This is a genomic window from Halobacillus sp. ACCC02827 (assembly GCF_030291935.1).
Classification (GTDB): Bacteria; Bacillota; Bacilli; order Bacillales; family Halobacillaceae; genus Halobacillus.
In genome coordinates this window covers 1,537,216-1,552,539 of sequence record NZ_CP128168.1, presented here as the reverse complement: position 1 = coordinate 1,552,539, position 15,324 = coordinate 1,537,216, and the positions used below count along the sequence as shown (strand labels likewise).

Sequence of the window (15,324 nt, the reverse complement as noted above, 5' to 3'; positions counted from 1 at the left end):
GAACAGGATGGAATAAAGATAAATTCTTACTGCTTCCACCAATGTTAACAAGCATGTAAAAAAGAAACTGTTTCTTGCTAGAAAAGTAATTTAATGACAGGAAACATCAAATAAATTGTATCATGTAATCGCTATCGTATCTATTTAAACAGAGGAATTTTATTATTTTGTGACGAATTTGTGAATTTTTCAATGAGGCACTCATAAGCTTCGAATCCGAAGCTTCCCAGTACCGCAAAGAGGATCTCCACCTACCATCCTATCCAAGATGACCAAGAAATAATCGTAGATCTATAAAGCAGCCTCTGCCATCAAAAAAATACGCGCCCCCTTAGGGACACGTATTTATCTTATTCAAATTCGATGAGGAGATCTCCTACATGAATCGCATCGTTATTGGATACATAAACATCTTTGATTTTCCCGTCGAATGGAGCTTGAACCGTCGTTTCCATCTTCATGGCCTCGGTGATCATCAGATGATCCCCCTTCTTTACATCTTCTCCTTTGCTGGAAAGGACTTTGACGACTGTACCAGGCATACTCGCTCCTATATGTTTATTATTTGATTTATCGGCTCTCGGACGCTCATCAACAGCCGCCTTCACATTCTCATCACGTACAACGACTTCACGAGGCTGACCGTTCAGCTCAAAATAGATAACGCGGGTTCCGTCGATCTGGGGTTCTCCGACAGAAACGAGCTTGACGATCAATGTTTTTCCCTGTTCGATCTCTACTTCGATTTCCTCTCCGAGGCGCATTCCGTAGAAGAATGTCGGCGTATCAAGTACAGACATGTCTCCGTACTGTTCCGTGAATCCATGATAATCCATGAACACTTTCGGATAAAGAGCATAGCTGATCATATCGAAGCTGGTCACCGGACGGTCGAGTTTATGGAACAGCGTTTCTTTCAGATCCGTGAAATCTACCGGCTCCAGCAATTCTCCCGGGCGTACGGTAATCGGTTCCCGCCCTTTAAGAATAATACGCTGGAGCTCCTGCGGAAACCCACCGTACGGCTGTCCAAGATAGCCTTGGAACAACTCTACCACGCTGTCCGGAAAGTCAAGCGTGTCCCCTTTGTCATATACGTCATCCTCGTTTAAGTCATTTTGAACCATGTAAAGGGCCATGTCTCCGACCACTTTGGATGACGGTGTTACCTTGACGATATCACCGAACATGTCGTTTACACGACGGTACATCGTCTTCACTTCTTCCCATCTGTTCCCAAGCCCGACGGCTTTCGCCTGCTGCTGCAGGTTGCTGTACTGCCCCCCTGGCATCTCATGCTCATAAACTTCCGTATGTGGAGCCATCATACCGCTTTCAAAATCCTGGTAATACTTTCGGATATCTTCCCAGTACTTCCCGAGCTCTTCATAAGCTTTGATGTTGACATCAGGCTTTCTTTCGCTGCCTTCCAAAGCATAATAAAGGCTGTTCGCACTCGGTTGTGACGTTAATCCGGCCATCGATCCTGCGGCAACGTCTACTACATCAACACCCGCTTCTACCGCTCTGGCATAGGTAAATAAGCCGTTTCCGCTCGTGTCATGCGTGTGAAGATGGATCGGAATATCCACCGTCTCTTTAAGAGCTGTGATCAATTGATAAGCGGCTTCCGGCTTAAGCAGCCCTGCCATATCCTTGATTCCTAAAATGTGGGCACCAGCCTCTTCCAATTCCTTGGCAATCCGCTTATAGTAATTCAGATCGTACTTCGGACGGCTTTCGTCGAGAATGTCTCCTGTGTAACAGATGGCTGCTTCTGCTACTTTGCCGCTTTCACGCACCGCATCTATGGTCAGCTTCATTCCTTCCACCCAGTTCAAAGAGTCGAAAATACGGAATACATCGATTCCGGCATTTGCACTTTTCTCCACGAACTCACGGATGAGGTTGTCCGGATAATTTTTGTATCCGACCGCGTTGGATGAACGAAGGAGCATTTGGAACAATACGTTCGGTGCTTTTTGACGCAGCTTTAATAGACGCTCCCAAGGGTCTTCTTTGAGGAATCGATAAGATACATCAAAGGTGGCTCCTCCCCACATCTCCAAGGAGAATAAATCTGGAAGCAGGCGTGCAGTAGGCTCTGCGATGTTTTCAAGGTCTTTCGTTCTTACTCTTGTGGCAAGGAGCGACTGGTGAGCATCACGGAACGTCGTATCGGTGAGGAGCACATCCTTCCGTTCCTTCAGCCATTCAGCAAGTCCTTCCGGGCCGCGTTCATCAAGAATTTGCTTTGATCCCTCCGGCACAGGTTCGGAGTATTTGACTTCGGGAACCCTGGGCTTCTGAAATGGAGGTTTCTTCCGGTTGCCGTACCCTTCAAAACCGTTGATCGTCCGATCGGCAATATAGGAAAGCATCTTCGTACCACGGTCTTTCCGCTTAGGAAATACAAATAGTTCCGGTGAACGGTCGATGAAGGTGGTATCATATTCGCCTGACAGGAACTGCTTGTGCTGAACGACATTCTCAAGAAAAGGAATATTCGTTTTAATACCGCGGATCCGGAACTCTTTCAAATTACGGACCATCTTATTCGCTGCCTGATCGAAGCTCAGTGCCCATGTGGACAACTTCACAAGCAGGGAATCATAGTAAGGGGAAATGACGGAACCATGAAACGCATTCCCTGCATCGAGACGAACCCCGAAACCTCCTCCGGACCGGTAAGCCATGATCTTCCCTGTATCCGGCATGAAGTTGTTTAACGGATCCTCTGTCGTAACTCGGGACTGGATCGCGTAACCGTGCGGTTTGATTTCATCCTGATGAGGAATGCTGACCCGGTCACTATGTAGTCCGTACCCTTCCGCTAAAAGAATTTGGGTCTGGACGATATCCACACCTGTAATCATTTCTGTGATCGTATGCTCTACCTGGACACGGGGGTTTACTTCTATAAAATAAAAGTCATCGCCGGTAACAAGGAACTCAACTGTTCCAGCATTGACATATTGAACATTGTCCATTAATTTAACCGCTGCAGCACAAATCCGCTCCCGGAGATCATCTGAAAGATTAACACTCGGAGCCACTTCCACCACCTTCTGGTGACGGCGCTGGACAGAGCAGTCACGCTCGTATAAGTGGATGACGTTGCCTTCATGATCCCCCATGATCTGCACTTCGATGTGCTTCGGCTCTTCAATCAGCTTCTCTACATATACTTCATCACTTCCGAAGGCAGCCTTCGCTTCCGAGCGGGCACGGTCATAAGAATCTTCCAGGGTCTCTCTACTGCGGACGACCCGCATGCCCCGGCCGCCGCCGCCCATGGATGCCTTGATCATTAACGGATAGCCGTGTTTGTCACCAAAGGCTCGTATCTCATCCAAACCGCTTACAGGACCATCGCTCCCGGGAATGACGGGAATATCCGCTTGAACCGCCTGGTAACGGGCTTTTACCTTATCCCCGAACATGCTCAAATGTTGGCTGGTCGGGCCGATGAACGTAATTCCCTCTTCTTCACATCGACGGGCAAATTGAATGTTCTCTGATAGAAAGCCATAGCCCGGGTGGATGGCATCTACTCCGACACTTTTCGCGATTTCGATGATTCCTTCAATGTCCAGGTAAGCATCAATAGGCTTCTTACCTGCCCCCACAAGATAGGCTTCATCCGCCTTATACCGATGATAGGAGCCTGTATCCTCCTGAGAATAGACGGCGACCGTACGGATATTCAGTTCCGTACACGCGCGGAATACACGAATCGCGATCTCCCCACGGTTCGCTACAAGAACTTTGTTGATTTTTTTCACTTGTGCCATAGTCCCACTCTCCATTTCTATCATTTACTATGTCTGTTTCTGGATGTAATCTGCAATGGATGATCTTTCTGTTACTTTTACTACATAGGAACCTATTTTTCCTGCTTTTTTGACTTTTCCAATGGATGGCAGTTATCCGTGCGCTGTTTTTTAAAAACTAAAAAACTCAAACTACAACAAGTATTGTCGTAATTTGAGTTGATAATCAAGACTTTTGAGAAGCCTCGTGCAGTACATTCAATTGTTTTTCCAAATTATCCAACAGCTGTTTTCCCTCTTCATCACTAATCAGGTTCAGCCGGACCGCAAAGTGGATTTCCCTGGATAAACCGAACATCTGTGTATCTAAAACCTCTTCATAAAGTGGACACTGAGGCATTGTCAGATTGTCCATCTGTACTTTAATCAACTGTAGAATTTTATCAGCATCAGCTTTAAGAAGGGCATAGGCTTTCTCACGATGATCCACAGCCACATCAGACAACATCAAAATCCCCTCCCGAATACATGTCTTTCTTTTTAACATCTTATCGTTTACACGCAAAAAATGCAACATTGGAATCGCTTGGCATCGTCAAAAAATGGACAGGTCATAACGGTTGGAGAGGATCTCCAGCAGCTTCAGCCCGACGACGCTGTTTCCCTTCTCATCAAGGCTTGGCCCGTAAACCGCTATCCCTCCAAAATGATTTAAGGAAGCAAGCACCGATCCGGAAACACCACTCTTCGCAGGGATGCCCACTTTAATCGCAAAGGAACCGGAAGCATCGTACATCCCACACGTAACCATAAATGTTTTACATATTCTGGCCAGGTGTTTCGGAATAATCCGCCTTCCGGATTGAATATCCACCCCGCCGTTTGCAAGGAGGGCACCGATTCTTGCCAGCTGGCAGACATTGACCTCTATCGCACACTGCTTCGTGTATGCATCGAGTGTCTCTTCCACACTTCCCGTGACAATTCTATGCTGCTTCATATAGAAAAGGAGGGATCGGTTGAGAAAGGCTGTTTCAAATTCAGAGCCGGCAACTTCCTCATTGTACGTAATGGAGTGATCATCCGTCAGTTCATGCATGAAACTGAGCAGCCTCCCCACTTTCTCATCCGGTGTGTCTCCGTGAATCATATTTGTAACCGCAAGCGCTCCTGCATTAATCATTGGGTTAAGCGGTTTAGAAGGTATTTGTTCCAAACGGTAGATCGAGTGGAATGGATCCCCCGTCGGTTCCATTCCGACACGGTCAAAAACGTAGGATTCCCCGTTATCCATCAATGCAAGCGCAAGTGCAATCACTTTGGAAATACTCTGCAAAGTGAACCGGACCTCTGTTTTACCTGCTTCCACCGATTCTCCATTTACATAATGGATGGCAACTGCCAGATCTTCGGGGTCCTGGCGTGATAAGGCTGGGATATAGTTGGCTACTTGTCCGTCATAGGCATAGGGCCGGACATTATCCAGCCATCCGGATAATTCCTGTTCGGTAATATCTTTTTTCAATGAAAGGACCTCCCTGTAATGAAATCGAATTCATTTTTTGCTATGCTTTTTATGCATGAATTTTTTACTATTCGAAAGGTGGCTTCGCCATGATTGTCCAAATAGCAGGAAATGTAAAATTCCCGATCACTCTGGATCCTACCGTATGGATCTTCGATGATCGGAAGATGACGTTCGACGAAATATTCGAACCGGATGAAGTACGGGCACAATCGGAAGAAGAAGACGAACTCAAACGCAAGTCCCTACGCTTTGACAGAGAAGTTTACCAACAGAAAATTAACCCACCGGTGAACAAGAGCTTGAACCGATATGAGAAACAGCGGATATTGACCGGTACGTTCCTTATGCCGATCCAGCCGTTCCTCGAGACGAGTGAGCCGGAAAAAGAAGTCACACAGGCCGCTTTACATACGGCTTCAGGAGAACACGTCGTCGATGCCGATGTTCTGAAGCACGCCTACCTGCTGTTCGCAGAGAATGGAAAGCCGCTCCAAGAAGAAGGGCCGGTCCATCTGTATTTCCAGGATGGTTCCAATCGATCCGAACCGATCAAAGGCATCAAAAAAATTGAATTGAAGTAAACAATTGGACAGCTGATACAGCTGTCCTTTTTGCATATTATCCACCATAAATCACAGGCTATAAATAAAAAAAGTGGTGTTTCCAGTGAAAAAACTTCTATTGACAACTGCGCTGTTGTTTACAGCCGCCTGTCAGCAGCAATCCGGTGAAGAGTCGCTGCTTCAGGAACGACAGGGTGAGACGGAACTGAAATATGTGACGGACTCGGATCCGGTGGAAAGAAAGAACTTAACGAGCCAGCAGGCAGCCCGGCATTTGGCGAAAATTGCCGTAGAGGTTCCTGACGTCCATGATGCGACAGCGATCGTACTTGGTAACTATGTAGCCGTCGGCATTGATGTGGACAAGGATTTGGACCGCTCCCGCGTCGGGGTCATTAAGTATTCCGTCGCTGAAGCGCTCAAGCATGATCCGTACGGCAAGCAGGCAGCCGTCATTGCCGATGCAGACGGGGTCGAACGCCTTCGAGGACTTGGCAGAAAGATTGCTGAAGGACATCCGGTCGAAGGTGTGACGGATGAACTGAGCCAGATTGTCGCCAGGTACATGCCCGAAGGTCCGATTAACGAAAAACCGCAAACAAATACAAACGAAGAAACGATACCAAAAGATAAAAAAGAGAATCTGGAAGATGTCCAAAAGAAACAGTCGAAGGATCATTAACAGAAAAACAGCTAAATCCATAAAGGATTTAGCTGTTACTTCTTTCCAGGATCTCTCTTTCCTTCTCTGTTAGTTCGTTGTAGTATTGAACACCGAACTGAGAGCCTTCGGACACCATGTCCGCATTTTCCAAATGAGAGACTTCCGGCTTACCGGCTTCCTCAATCGGCATATCATCCTTGGAGGTGAACGTACCTTGAATGGATTTTGCCTTGTCTTTTACCTGCTTGCGGTTATCCTCATCTTTCAGGAAATAAGCAAGTGTTCCTCCTGCTACTGCTCCAACTGCGGTAAAAATCCAACGTTTCTTCATCCAACCACCCTTTCCTTGACTTCTTTTCTTACATTTCCCAACCACCTGTCCAATCAAACGTGGAATCTGCATCTATTTTAAATTGCCATCATATGTTAAACTATATGTAATCGTTTTGAAAGATAGAGGTGAAATAGATGCGTGTACAATGCGTGATATGCGACAAGATTGAAAAAATCGACAGTTATTGTTTACAGGCGAAGCGATTGAGAAACAGGCGGATTCACACGTACATGTGTCAATCATGCCACGATCGCATTGAAAAAAACACGAAAAAACGGCTCGCTTCCGGTTCTTTCCGCTTTCAAAAGGAGAGAAAGAAAGAGAAGCATTTAAGCTGAAGTAAACTATAGAACCGTAGAGCCCGGGTGCCTGCACCCGGGCTCTTTCCATATCAGGACGGCTCTCTCCCGGCTCTTTCCCTGCGTTCCCTGTGAAGACGAACACGGTAAACACCGAGAATAAGGGCTGCCACCATCAGACTTTCCGGAATCGGCAAGTTCAACCCTAACAGAAGAGTCAGTATGAAGGTACCGATGACGAGCACCCCGTATACGACAATCGTCTTCAATACAGGCAGTTTTCTTGCGAATCCAAGCTTGAAAGTCGCGATCGCCAGCAACACGACGGTCAAATATAATAATAAAAACGAACGAAACAACATTCCCACTTCTGTTTCATCATTCAAGTTGACTTCACTTCCCAGCCCCCGGAAGAAGAAATCCGCTACCGGCCACAGATCGGCGGGGACCGGTAATGTAGACATGTCCCTCATGAAGTCCCTCCTCCACTAGTTCGGCTCCTTACTTTCCCATCATACTAAATTTATCCAGGATAAGCTACCCATGACAGCATTTTCATTATTTAGACAAATCCTATATAATAGAGAAGAATTGAGGTGAGTCTTTGTGAAGAATTTTCAATGGAGCAACGGCTTTTTGGCCCTGCTTGTCATCTTGTCCTTTGTCGCTGTCGGGTTTGCCTTAGGCCAGCAGGTCTTCTGGCTTGCGGGTGCCTTTTTCCTGCTCGGCTTCGCGATCATGAGCGTCGGCCTGCGAAGAAAACGTAAACTACAGCAGGAACACGCATAAAAAAGAGCGGTCTCGAATCCGAGGCCGCTCTTTTTACTCTTATTTCAAAAGGACATATCCTTCAAGAATTTCTTCATGAATGTTCGCTCTTGATGCAAGGACAGTCGTTTTATTTAACAAATCAAGAGGTGACCCGTCCGCTTTCGTTACGGTCCCTCCCACTTCATTAACGAGGATGGCACCGGCAGCGTAATCCCAAGGCATAAGAGACATCGTCAAATAACCGTCCATAATTCCCTCCGCCATGAATGCGAATTCCAAAGCAGCAGAGCCGTAAGACCTTGTGCTCCGCAGTTTCTTAACAAGGTTCTCCATCCCTTTATGTTCCACGTAGGGATTCTCAGGTAGGAGCCACGTCGTATTTAAGGCCAGGATCGACTGGTTTAATGGACGTTCCCCGCTCAATTGTGGGAGACGGGTTTCGTTCTTATACGACCCTTCCCCACGCTTTGCTGCATACAAAGTATCTTCCATCACGTTATAGATCAAGCCTATTTCACCGGTACCTTCTGAATAGATTCCGATGGAAATAGCAAAATTCCTTTTCTGGTGAACGAAATTCATCGTACCGTCAATCGGGTCGACGATCCATACCGTTCCGGACAAATCTTTGATATCATCTCCGAAGCCTTCTTCTCCGAAAAGCAGGTGGTCCGGATAGGTTTCTTTTATTTTCTCCGCAAAAAATTTCTCCGTCTGTTGGTCCATTTCGGTTACCAGGTCATTCGGGTTTGATTTCGTTTCGATGGATCTAGGTGAATCGATTCCAGCCCGGATGTTTTCGCCTGCTTCATAGATCCATGCCTTCGCATGATCATAAATCTTATTCTTCATCTGTTGATCCATATCATCGTACCCCTTCTCTAAGTGTCACCCTCCATCCTATCAAAATTTGACAGGAAATGCATCAAATAGGCTCTCCCCTAATGCCGCCGGGAGTCCTTGTCCTCCTTCCAAACAAAAAAAAGCGAGCAACGGAAATCGCCGCTCGGTCTATATGGACCATTCAATCAGTTGTCTACGAAGTTCAGAGAGACGTTTTTTCGTCTTCTTCATCTGCTCTTGATCTCCCGCAAGAATCGCATCATGTAAGGAGACCAGTTCGTAATCAATTTCCATACGGATCACCGGGAGCTTCTCTTCTGCTTCTCGCTTACGCAACGCTTCCATGACATGTTTCATTGCCAAACCCCTCCCTTTCAAATCCTTACTATATATATATGTGACATTTGCGACAGAAGTTTCAGTTAGATTACTTATATGTAACCCATTTTTACAACGTTCAAACCAGACGAACACATCGCTTAGTAAAGCGGATGTGTTGTGGTAAAATAAGACCGAACTAACCGGAGGTGTTAATAGAATGAGTACGTTCCACGGATTCACCCAGGAAGATTTCGACGTCTTTTCCATTCCAGGACTTGAAAATAGAATGGAGGCATTGCGGGGCAGGATTTCCCCGAAACTGGAAGCGATTGCTACAGACCTTGCCCCTGATGTGACTGCTATGACTGGTGACGAGATGTTCGTTCACGTTGCGAAGCATGCCCGCCGGAAAACGAACCCGCCGAACGATACGTGGGCAGCCCTTGCATCCAACAAACGCGGCTATAAAAAACTGCCGCATTTTCAAATCGGCTTGTGGGAAACCCACGTGTTCATCTGGTTTGCCGTCATCTACGAGAGCCCGATTAAAGAGGACTTCGGAAGAAAGCTCGAGCATAGTAAAGCAGCTATCTTAAAGGAAATACCGGATGATTTCGTCTGGTCGATCGATCATACGAAACCGGATGCCATCCCTCACAGCGAGGTCGATGAGGAGAAGTTCTTAAGCATGACAGAGCGGCTGCAGTCCGTGAAGAAAGCGGAGATTCTCTGCGGCCGCCATTTGGAACGGGGGGACTTGCGCTTGAAGGACGGGGAAGCTTTCCTCGAATTGTGCAGAGAGACGTTCCAAACGCTTGAACCACTCTACCAGGCAACGAAACAGTTGGCCTGAAGAATTCAATGAGCAGTTATAGAAATAAGGAAAGGGCGCCCCATTGGGGCGCCCTTTCCTTTACATCTTCACTTTATCTTCCGGATGCTTGGAACGCGCTTCCTTCACCGTCCGGTAACAGGAATAGCCGGATTCTTTCTCAAATTTGCCGCAAAGCGTCTTCTCTTCACTTTTCGAAGGGACGATCTGTTTGAATCTCGTATAAGCAAGGAGCAATTCCTCCTGCTTCACCCCGTTCTCGTATGCTTTCTCAACTAAACTGTAAAAATTGACAACATCGATGATTTCCTCCTTGGACCAGTGAACTTCATCGATTGGATACGTATAACTCATAAAACAATCCTCCTTATTTACGGACAGAAGCGGGTACGGATATCAGCCGCTTCCTTAAGCATGCGGTCAAAAAGTTCTTCGACTGTCGGTACATCGCTGATTCGGCCGGCCACCTGACCCGCCCAGCCGAATCCTGCACTTTCTTTTCCTTCATGAATAAAAGCGCGGTTCGCTTCGTTCCCGATGAACGTCTTCAAACCGTCATACCCCGCTCCTTCTGCCTCCAATTCCAGAATACGTGCTGTCCACTCATTTTTCAATGCCCTCGCAGGTGCTTGAAGACTCCGTTTAACAATGGTCGTTGACGTTTCGTCAGCCTCCACAAGCGCCTGCTGATAAGAAGTATGGGCGAGGGTGCATTCTTTTGTTGCGATGAAGCGCGTCCCCATTTCTATGCCTTCTGCACCAAGGGAAAGAGCGGCCATTAATCCACGTCCGTCGCCGATCCCGCCTGATGCAATAACCGGGATCTTGACAGAGTCCACCACCTGCGGGGTCAGGACCATCGTTCCGACGTCATCACGCCCAAGATGCCCTCCCCCTTCCTGACCCACCACCATCACCGCGTCGGCGCCCAGCTGTTCTGCTTTGACCGCCTGCCTGCGGGACGCCACAAGCACAAGGGTCTTCACCCCATGTTTTTGAACCATTTCAAGGACAGGCTTAGGATTACCCCCTGTGACCGATACGACTGGGACGCCTTCATCGATTGCCGCCTGCACCATCGCTTCGTACGGCCTGCCGTGCTGACCGATAGCGAAGTTGACACCGAACGGCCGTGCCGTCTTCTCCCTCATACGCCCGATCTCCTCTTTCAATACCTCCGGACTTTCCATGCTCATCGCTGTCAATTGTCCAAGACCGCCTGCCTCGGAAACTGCTGATGCAAGTTCTGAATAAGCCAGGTGTGCAAGCCCCCCCTGAATAATCGGATATGTAATGCCAAGCATTTCGGTAACACGTGTCGACCATCTCACATCCATCCGCTCCTTTCCTTCCCATTTTATCATGGTTGGAAAAAAGGATACATAAAACACTAGCCAGTTATCCCCCTCCTCTGCTATAATTCATTTGCTTTTCTATTTGTAAAGAGGTGTAGCTTTTACTATGAACCAACACGAGACGCCCCTGTTCACAGGGCTCAAGAAACATAGAGATAAAAAACCGACACCGTTCCACATTCCCGGTCATAAGAACGGAAAAGGAATGGACGAAGAATTCCGGGCATTCATTGGAGAGAATGCGCTGTCCATAGATATGATCAACATTGAACCTCTGGATGATCTACATCATCCGCAGGGCATGATTAAAGAGGCACAGGACCTTGCAGCAGAAGCGTTCGGTGCAGACTATACATTCTTCTCTGTCCAGGGGACCTCCGGTGCGATCATGACGATGATCATGAGCGTGTGCCAGCCTGGAGATAAAATCATCGTCCCACGGAATGTCCATAAATCCATTACGACTGCTGTCATCCTTTCCGGTGCACGACCGATTTTCGTACACCCGGAACTGGATGAACGCTTCGGTATATCCCACGGGGTCACTCCGGAGGCCGTGCAGAAAGCCATCGAAGCCCACCCCGATGCTAAAGGTGTGCTCGTAATTAATCCTACGTATTTCGGTGTCACGGCGGATCTGAAGCAGATAGTAGAGATCGCTCACGGGTATGACATTCCCGTCCTTGTCGATGAAGCACACGGGGTCCATATCCACTTCCATGAGCGTCTGCCACTGTCTGCGATGCAGGCAGGTGCAGACCTCGCTGCAACCAGCGTCCATAAGCTCGGTGGATCGCTTACGCAAAGCTCCGTATTGAACCTTCGGGAAGGCCTTGTATCACATGAACGGGTTCAGACGATCCTTTCGATGCTCCATACGACATCAACTTCCTATATCCTGCTCGCTTCCTTAGATACAGCACGGAGACATCTAGCTGTCAACGGACGTAAGCTGATGGAAGAAACGCTCCGCCTGGCAGACGAAACAAGAACGAGGCTCAACGATATTCCATCCATTTACTGTCCTGGAGAGGAGATCCTCACGAGTCATGCCACAGTGGACTACGATCCTACGAAGCTGATCATATCCGTTAAGAAACTTGGTATGTCGGGTTACGACGTGGAAGTATGGCTGCGGGAACACTACGCGATCGAAGTCGAACTCTCCGATCTTTACAATATTTTGTGTATCATCACCCCGGGCGACCGGGAAGAGGATGTCGACAAATTGATCGACGCCCTCTGTCAATTGGCTGAGGAGCGTTCCTCTGCCGTCGAAGTGGCAAACGCTAAGGTGAAGGTGCCGGATATACCTGTACTTGCGATATCGCCGCGGGAAGCTTTTTACTCCACAACGGAGACCATGCCTTTGAAAGAGGCTGTCGGACGAATCAGTGCCGAATTCGTTATGGTGTACCCTCCAGGCATTCCGATTTTCATCCCTGGTGAGATCATTACCAAAGAGAACGTCGATTACATTCACGAGAATATGGAAGCTGGTCTCCCTGTACAGGGTCCTGAGGATGACACGTTGGAAACCATCCACGTTATCAGGGAACAGAAAGCATTTCAATAAAAAAAAGAACCAAGCCGCCTTTTCCGGCGCTTGGTTCTTTTTTATTTTATCCCCTATTGTTCTTTCGGTTTATTGCAAGTTGGACATGTGCTGTAAAGAGTAGCCACCTTCTCATTATCGTAATGCTCGATTACCTTCTGACAGTCTTGACAAATGATTGTACCCATCTACATCCACTCCCTTTATTTGTAATCGTTTTCAATGTAAGTTCATTTTAATATGGCACAAACGAAAAATCAAGCCCAAAAGTATAACTTTTTAATAAATGTGTTATACTAATTTTCTCCTTCCTACAATATATGTGATACGGAAAAGATTTAGACAAAAAAAGACCATCCGGAGATGGTCTTCAGCCTGTACATTATGTGGTTCGTTCTCTCTTAAGGCGTTTGAATTAGTGCAGGATCGAGGAGCTCATAGCCCTCTTCCCGGAGACCATCGACGATATCACCGAGCGCTTGATATGTCCATTCCCTGTCGTGCATAAGCAGGTTGGCCCCGTCATTCAAATATTCGGAATGGACCATGATGTCAGCAAGAGCTTCCGGATTCTGATACTGCTTCTCCCAATCGTAGCCGTAGGTCCAATTCATAACAAGCATTCCTTCTTCTTCCGCCAAACGCTTGGAGAAATCAGTGTTGGAGCCGAAAGGTGCACGGAAGAACTTCGGCCGTTCGCCTGTTATTTCTTCCACGGTATCACTGACGCTCACAATTTCTTCCCTCTGCTGTTCTTCTGTCAGGTCCTTCAAGTTGGCATGTGTTGCCGTATGGTTCCCAATGGCAAAGCCCATTTCATAAATTTCCTTTAATTTCTGCTTCCCTTCTTCCGAATCGATGAAGTGTCCATTCACAAGAAAAATGGCCGGTGCGCCTTTCTCTTTCAGCAGACGGGCCATTTCAACCGCATGTTTATCGGGAGAGTCGTCAAAGGTCAGCAGAGCAACTTTCGGATTGGCATCCCCGATCGGCTGAAACGACCAGTTTCCCGTAAGTTCGTACTGAGGCGCTGTATCGGCCGTCGCTTCTTCCGCTTCCTCTTTGGTTTCTGAATCCTCCTTGTCGGCTTCATCTTCGGATGTCTGCCCGGAATCATCAGACGTCTGTACATTTTCTTCTGCTTTCTGGTCTTTCTCCTGTCCTTCCTGTCCATTCGTTTCGGAACATGCAGCAAGCATGATCAGCAGGATGAAGAGGAATAGGGACCACTTCTTCATAGTAAACCCTCCACTGTTATGTATTTCCACATATTCCATTATATCCGACAAATCTACATTTTTTCTATGTTTTTTAGGTAATTTGTTATATAATGTTTTGATGTGGTCTTTCATTAAATATCTATTTTTCATTTTTTATTGAATGGGTGATGGAAATGCTTCAAGCAATCAAGCGATTCAAACTTCTCGGAAGCCGTACATTGAAGACGGGTATATCTGTCTTTCTGACTGCATTGATTTGCGGTTTTTTTAATTTACCCATTATTTTCGCTGTCATAACCGCAATTGTCACGATCGAGCATACGGCAGCCGACTCGATCAAGAAGGCGGCAGTGCGTTTCCCCGCCTCTGCAATCGGAGCTCTGCTTGCTACGGCTTTCTACGGACTTTTCGGAAAAGGTGCCCTTACGTTTGCGCTGGTTGCGATGGCGACTATTGCTGTCTGTCACAAACTGAAGCTCGATGCCGGCATTCTTGTCGCCACCATTACGGCGACAGCCATGATTCCGGACTTTCAGGACCATTATTTTGTTTCATTCTTCACAAGATTGGGTACTACATCCATTGGGATCATTGTTTCGACATTTGTGAACTTTTTTCTGCTGCCGCCCAATTATTCCCCAATGATTTACAAAAACATCAATGGCCTTTATAACCAAGCCGGCCTTCTCCTGAAACGAATAATTTATGATATTACGGCAGAATCTAAAGAGAAAACACGGAGTAACCAGCGGTCTTACCGGCAGCTGACCGCTCATCTGGAGAAAACTCTGCAGCTGTCAAGTTATCAGCGGGAAGAATGGAAGTATCACCGTCACACGAATGAAGAAATGGTCGCTTTTCAACTTTCCCAAAGGAAGCTCGCAGCCTTCCAGCAAATCGTCTATCATCTGGGGAATCTGCAGTATGTTCAGACGAAGGGATCCGATTTCTCGGAATCTGAGAAGGAACTTCTGCATTCTTTGACGGATCATTATGTCCGGGTATTACTGGACCCGACCCATTCCATCCAGGAAGAGCAGTTTCAAAACGTCGCCCATTTGGACCGTTTATTCTGGAAATGGAAAGAAGACCACGTCATCAAGAAAACCACATACCGACACCACCTCCCACCACAGACAATCCTGCTTTATGAAATGCTGTGCTTCCATGATGTTTTGGAAGAACTGCAGGACTTATCTGCAAAACAGATGGCCTTGGTGGAGAAGTGCTACTTAAGAGATTGATCGTACAAAACTGTACAAAGGG

At 47.1% G+C, this 15,324-nt stretch carries 18 protein-coding genes; 7 read left to right on the top strand and 11 right to left on the bottom strand.

The window, feature by feature from the left end; all coding sequences use genetic code 11:
- Positions 1-350: 350 nt before the first annotated feature.
- From pyc to glsA, 3 genes are all read right to left on the bottom strand, one after another.
- A complete protein-coding gene (gene pyc, locus QRD89_RS08315; protein WP_026577525.1) occupies positions 351-3,794 on the bottom strand; it encodes a pyruvate carboxylase in 3,444 nt (1,147 codons plus the stop codon).
- Between the two features lie 205 nt (positions 3,795-3,999).
- Positions 4,000-4,281, bottom strand: coding sequence for an Fpa/YlaN family protein (locus tag QRD89_RS08310; protein WP_008639110.1), 282 nt, complete (start codon positions 4,279-4,281; stop codon positions 4,000-4,002).
- Between the two features lie 87 nt (positions 4,282-4,368).
- A complete protein-coding gene (gene glsA, locus QRD89_RS08305; RefSeq protein ID WP_008639108.1) occupies positions 4,369-5,298 on the bottom strand; it encodes a glutaminase A in 930 nt (309 codons plus the stop codon).
- Positions 5,299-5,387: 89 nt separating this feature from the next.
- Between glsA and QRD89_RS08300 the strand changes: the two genes are divergently transcribed.
- The gene (locus QRD89_RS08300) at positions 5,388-5,882 is read left to right on the top strand and encodes a hypothetical protein (protein ID WP_008639106.1); all 495 of its coding nucleotides are present in this window, start codon (positions 5,388-5,390) and stop codon (positions 5,880-5,882) included.
- A gap of 85 nt (positions 5,883-5,967) precedes the next feature.
- Positions 5,968-6,546, top strand: a complete 579-nt coding sequence (locus QRD89_RS08295) for a YhcN/YlaJ family sporulation lipoprotein (RefSeq protein WP_008639104.1) — start codon at positions 5,968-5,970, stop codon at positions 6,544-6,546.
- Between the two features lie 28 nt (positions 6,547-6,574).
- On the opposite strand, the gene QRD89_RS08290 is transcribed toward QRD89_RS08295, so the two are convergent.
- Complete coding sequence (locus QRD89_RS08290; RefSeq protein ID WP_008639103.1) at positions 6,575-6,859, bottom strand: YbyB family protein; 285 nt, start codon at positions 6,857-6,859, stop codon at positions 6,575-6,577.
- 137 nt (positions 6,860-6,996) lie between these two features.
- On the opposite strand from QRD89_RS08290, the gene QRD89_RS08285 reads away from it, so the two are divergent.
- A complete protein-coding gene (locus tag QRD89_RS08285; protein WP_008639102.1) occupies positions 6,997-7,200 on the top strand; it encodes a YlaI family protein in 204 nt (67 codons plus the stop codon).
- 53 nt (positions 7,201-7,253) lie between these two features.
- Here QRD89_RS08285 and QRD89_RS08280 read toward each other — a convergent pair whose 3' ends face one another.
- Positions 7,254-7,634 (bottom strand): YlaH-like family protein, encoded by a 381-nt coding sequence (locus tag QRD89_RS08280; RefSeq protein ID WP_008639101.1) that lies wholly within the window; start codon positions 7,632-7,634, stop codon positions 7,254-7,256.
- A gap of 133 nt (positions 7,635-7,767) precedes the next feature.
- On the opposite strand from QRD89_RS08280, the gene QRD89_RS08275 reads away from it, so the two are divergent.
- Positions 7,768-7,950 (top strand): DUF5325 family protein, encoded by a 183-nt coding sequence (locus tag QRD89_RS08275; protein WP_008639100.1) that lies wholly within the window; start codon positions 7,768-7,770, stop codon positions 7,948-7,950.
- Between the two features lie 39 nt (positions 7,951-7,989).
- On the opposite strand, the gene QRD89_RS08270 is transcribed toward QRD89_RS08275, so the two are convergent.
- Both QRD89_RS08270 and QRD89_RS08265 read right to left on the bottom strand, forming a co-directional pair.
- Positions 7,990-8,796, bottom strand: coding sequence for an inositol monophosphatase family protein (locus QRD89_RS08270; RefSeq protein WP_008639099.1), 807 nt, complete (start codon positions 8,794-8,796; stop codon positions 7,990-7,992).
- A gap of 147 nt (positions 8,797-8,943) precedes the next feature.
- Positions 8,944-9,132: a YkzI domain-containing protein gene (locus QRD89_RS08265; protein WP_008639098.1), complete on the bottom strand. Its 189-nt coding sequence runs from the start codon at positions 9,130-9,132 to the stop codon at positions 8,944-8,946.
- A 181-nt stretch (positions 9,133-9,313) separates the two neighbouring features.
- Here QRD89_RS08265 and QRD89_RS08260 point away from each other — a divergent pair, with 181 nt between their 5' ends.
- Positions 9,314-9,949, top strand: coding sequence for a YktB family protein (locus QRD89_RS08260; RefSeq protein WP_008639095.1), 636 nt, complete (start codon positions 9,314-9,316; stop codon positions 9,947-9,949).
- A 60-nt stretch (positions 9,950-10,009) separates the two neighbouring features.
- Here the strand turns inward: QRD89_RS08260 and QRD89_RS08255 are convergent, their stop codons facing one another.
- Complete coding sequence (locus QRD89_RS08255) at positions 10,010-10,282, bottom strand: UPF0223 family protein (RefSeq protein ID WP_008639092.1); 273 nt, start codon at positions 10,280-10,282, stop codon at positions 10,010-10,012.
- Between the two features lie 17 nt (positions 10,283-10,299).
- Entirely contained in the window at positions 10,300-11,265 is a 966-nt protein-coding gene (locus tag QRD89_RS08250; RefSeq protein ID WP_369815261.1) for an NAD(P)H-dependent flavin oxidoreductase, read from the bottom strand.
- A gap of 124 nt (positions 11,266-11,389) precedes the next feature.
- Between QRD89_RS08250 and QRD89_RS08245 the strand changes: the two genes are divergently transcribed.
- Positions 11,390-12,859, top strand: a complete 1,470-nt coding sequence (locus QRD89_RS08245; RefSeq protein ID WP_008639089.1) for an aminotransferase class I/II-fold pyridoxal phosphate-dependent enzyme — start codon at positions 11,390-11,392, stop codon at positions 12,857-12,859.
- 53 nt (positions 12,860-12,912) lie between these two features.
- Here QRD89_RS08245 and QRD89_RS08240 read toward each other — a convergent pair whose 3' ends face one another.
- Together QRD89_RS08240 and QRD89_RS08235 are read right to left on the bottom strand one after the other, a co-directional pair.
- On the bottom strand, positions 12,913-13,026 hold the full coding sequence (locus tag QRD89_RS08240) for a GapA-binding peptide SR1P (RefSeq protein ID WP_008639088.1): 114 nt from the start codon (positions 13,024-13,026) through the stop codon (positions 12,913-12,915).
- A 213-nt stretch (positions 13,027-13,239) separates the two neighbouring features.
- Entirely contained in the window at positions 13,240-14,076 is an 837-nt protein-coding gene (locus QRD89_RS08235) for a polysaccharide deacetylase family protein (protein ID WP_008639087.1), read from the bottom strand.
- Positions 14,077-14,231: 155 nt separating this feature from the next.
- Between QRD89_RS08235 and QRD89_RS08230 the strand changes: the two genes are divergently transcribed.
- Positions 14,232-15,302 (top strand): FUSC family protein, encoded by a 1,071-nt coding sequence (locus QRD89_RS08230; protein ID WP_286096716.1) that lies wholly within the window; start codon positions 14,232-14,234, stop codon positions 15,300-15,302.
- The last annotated feature ends 22 nt before the right edge of the window (positions 15,303-15,324 follow it).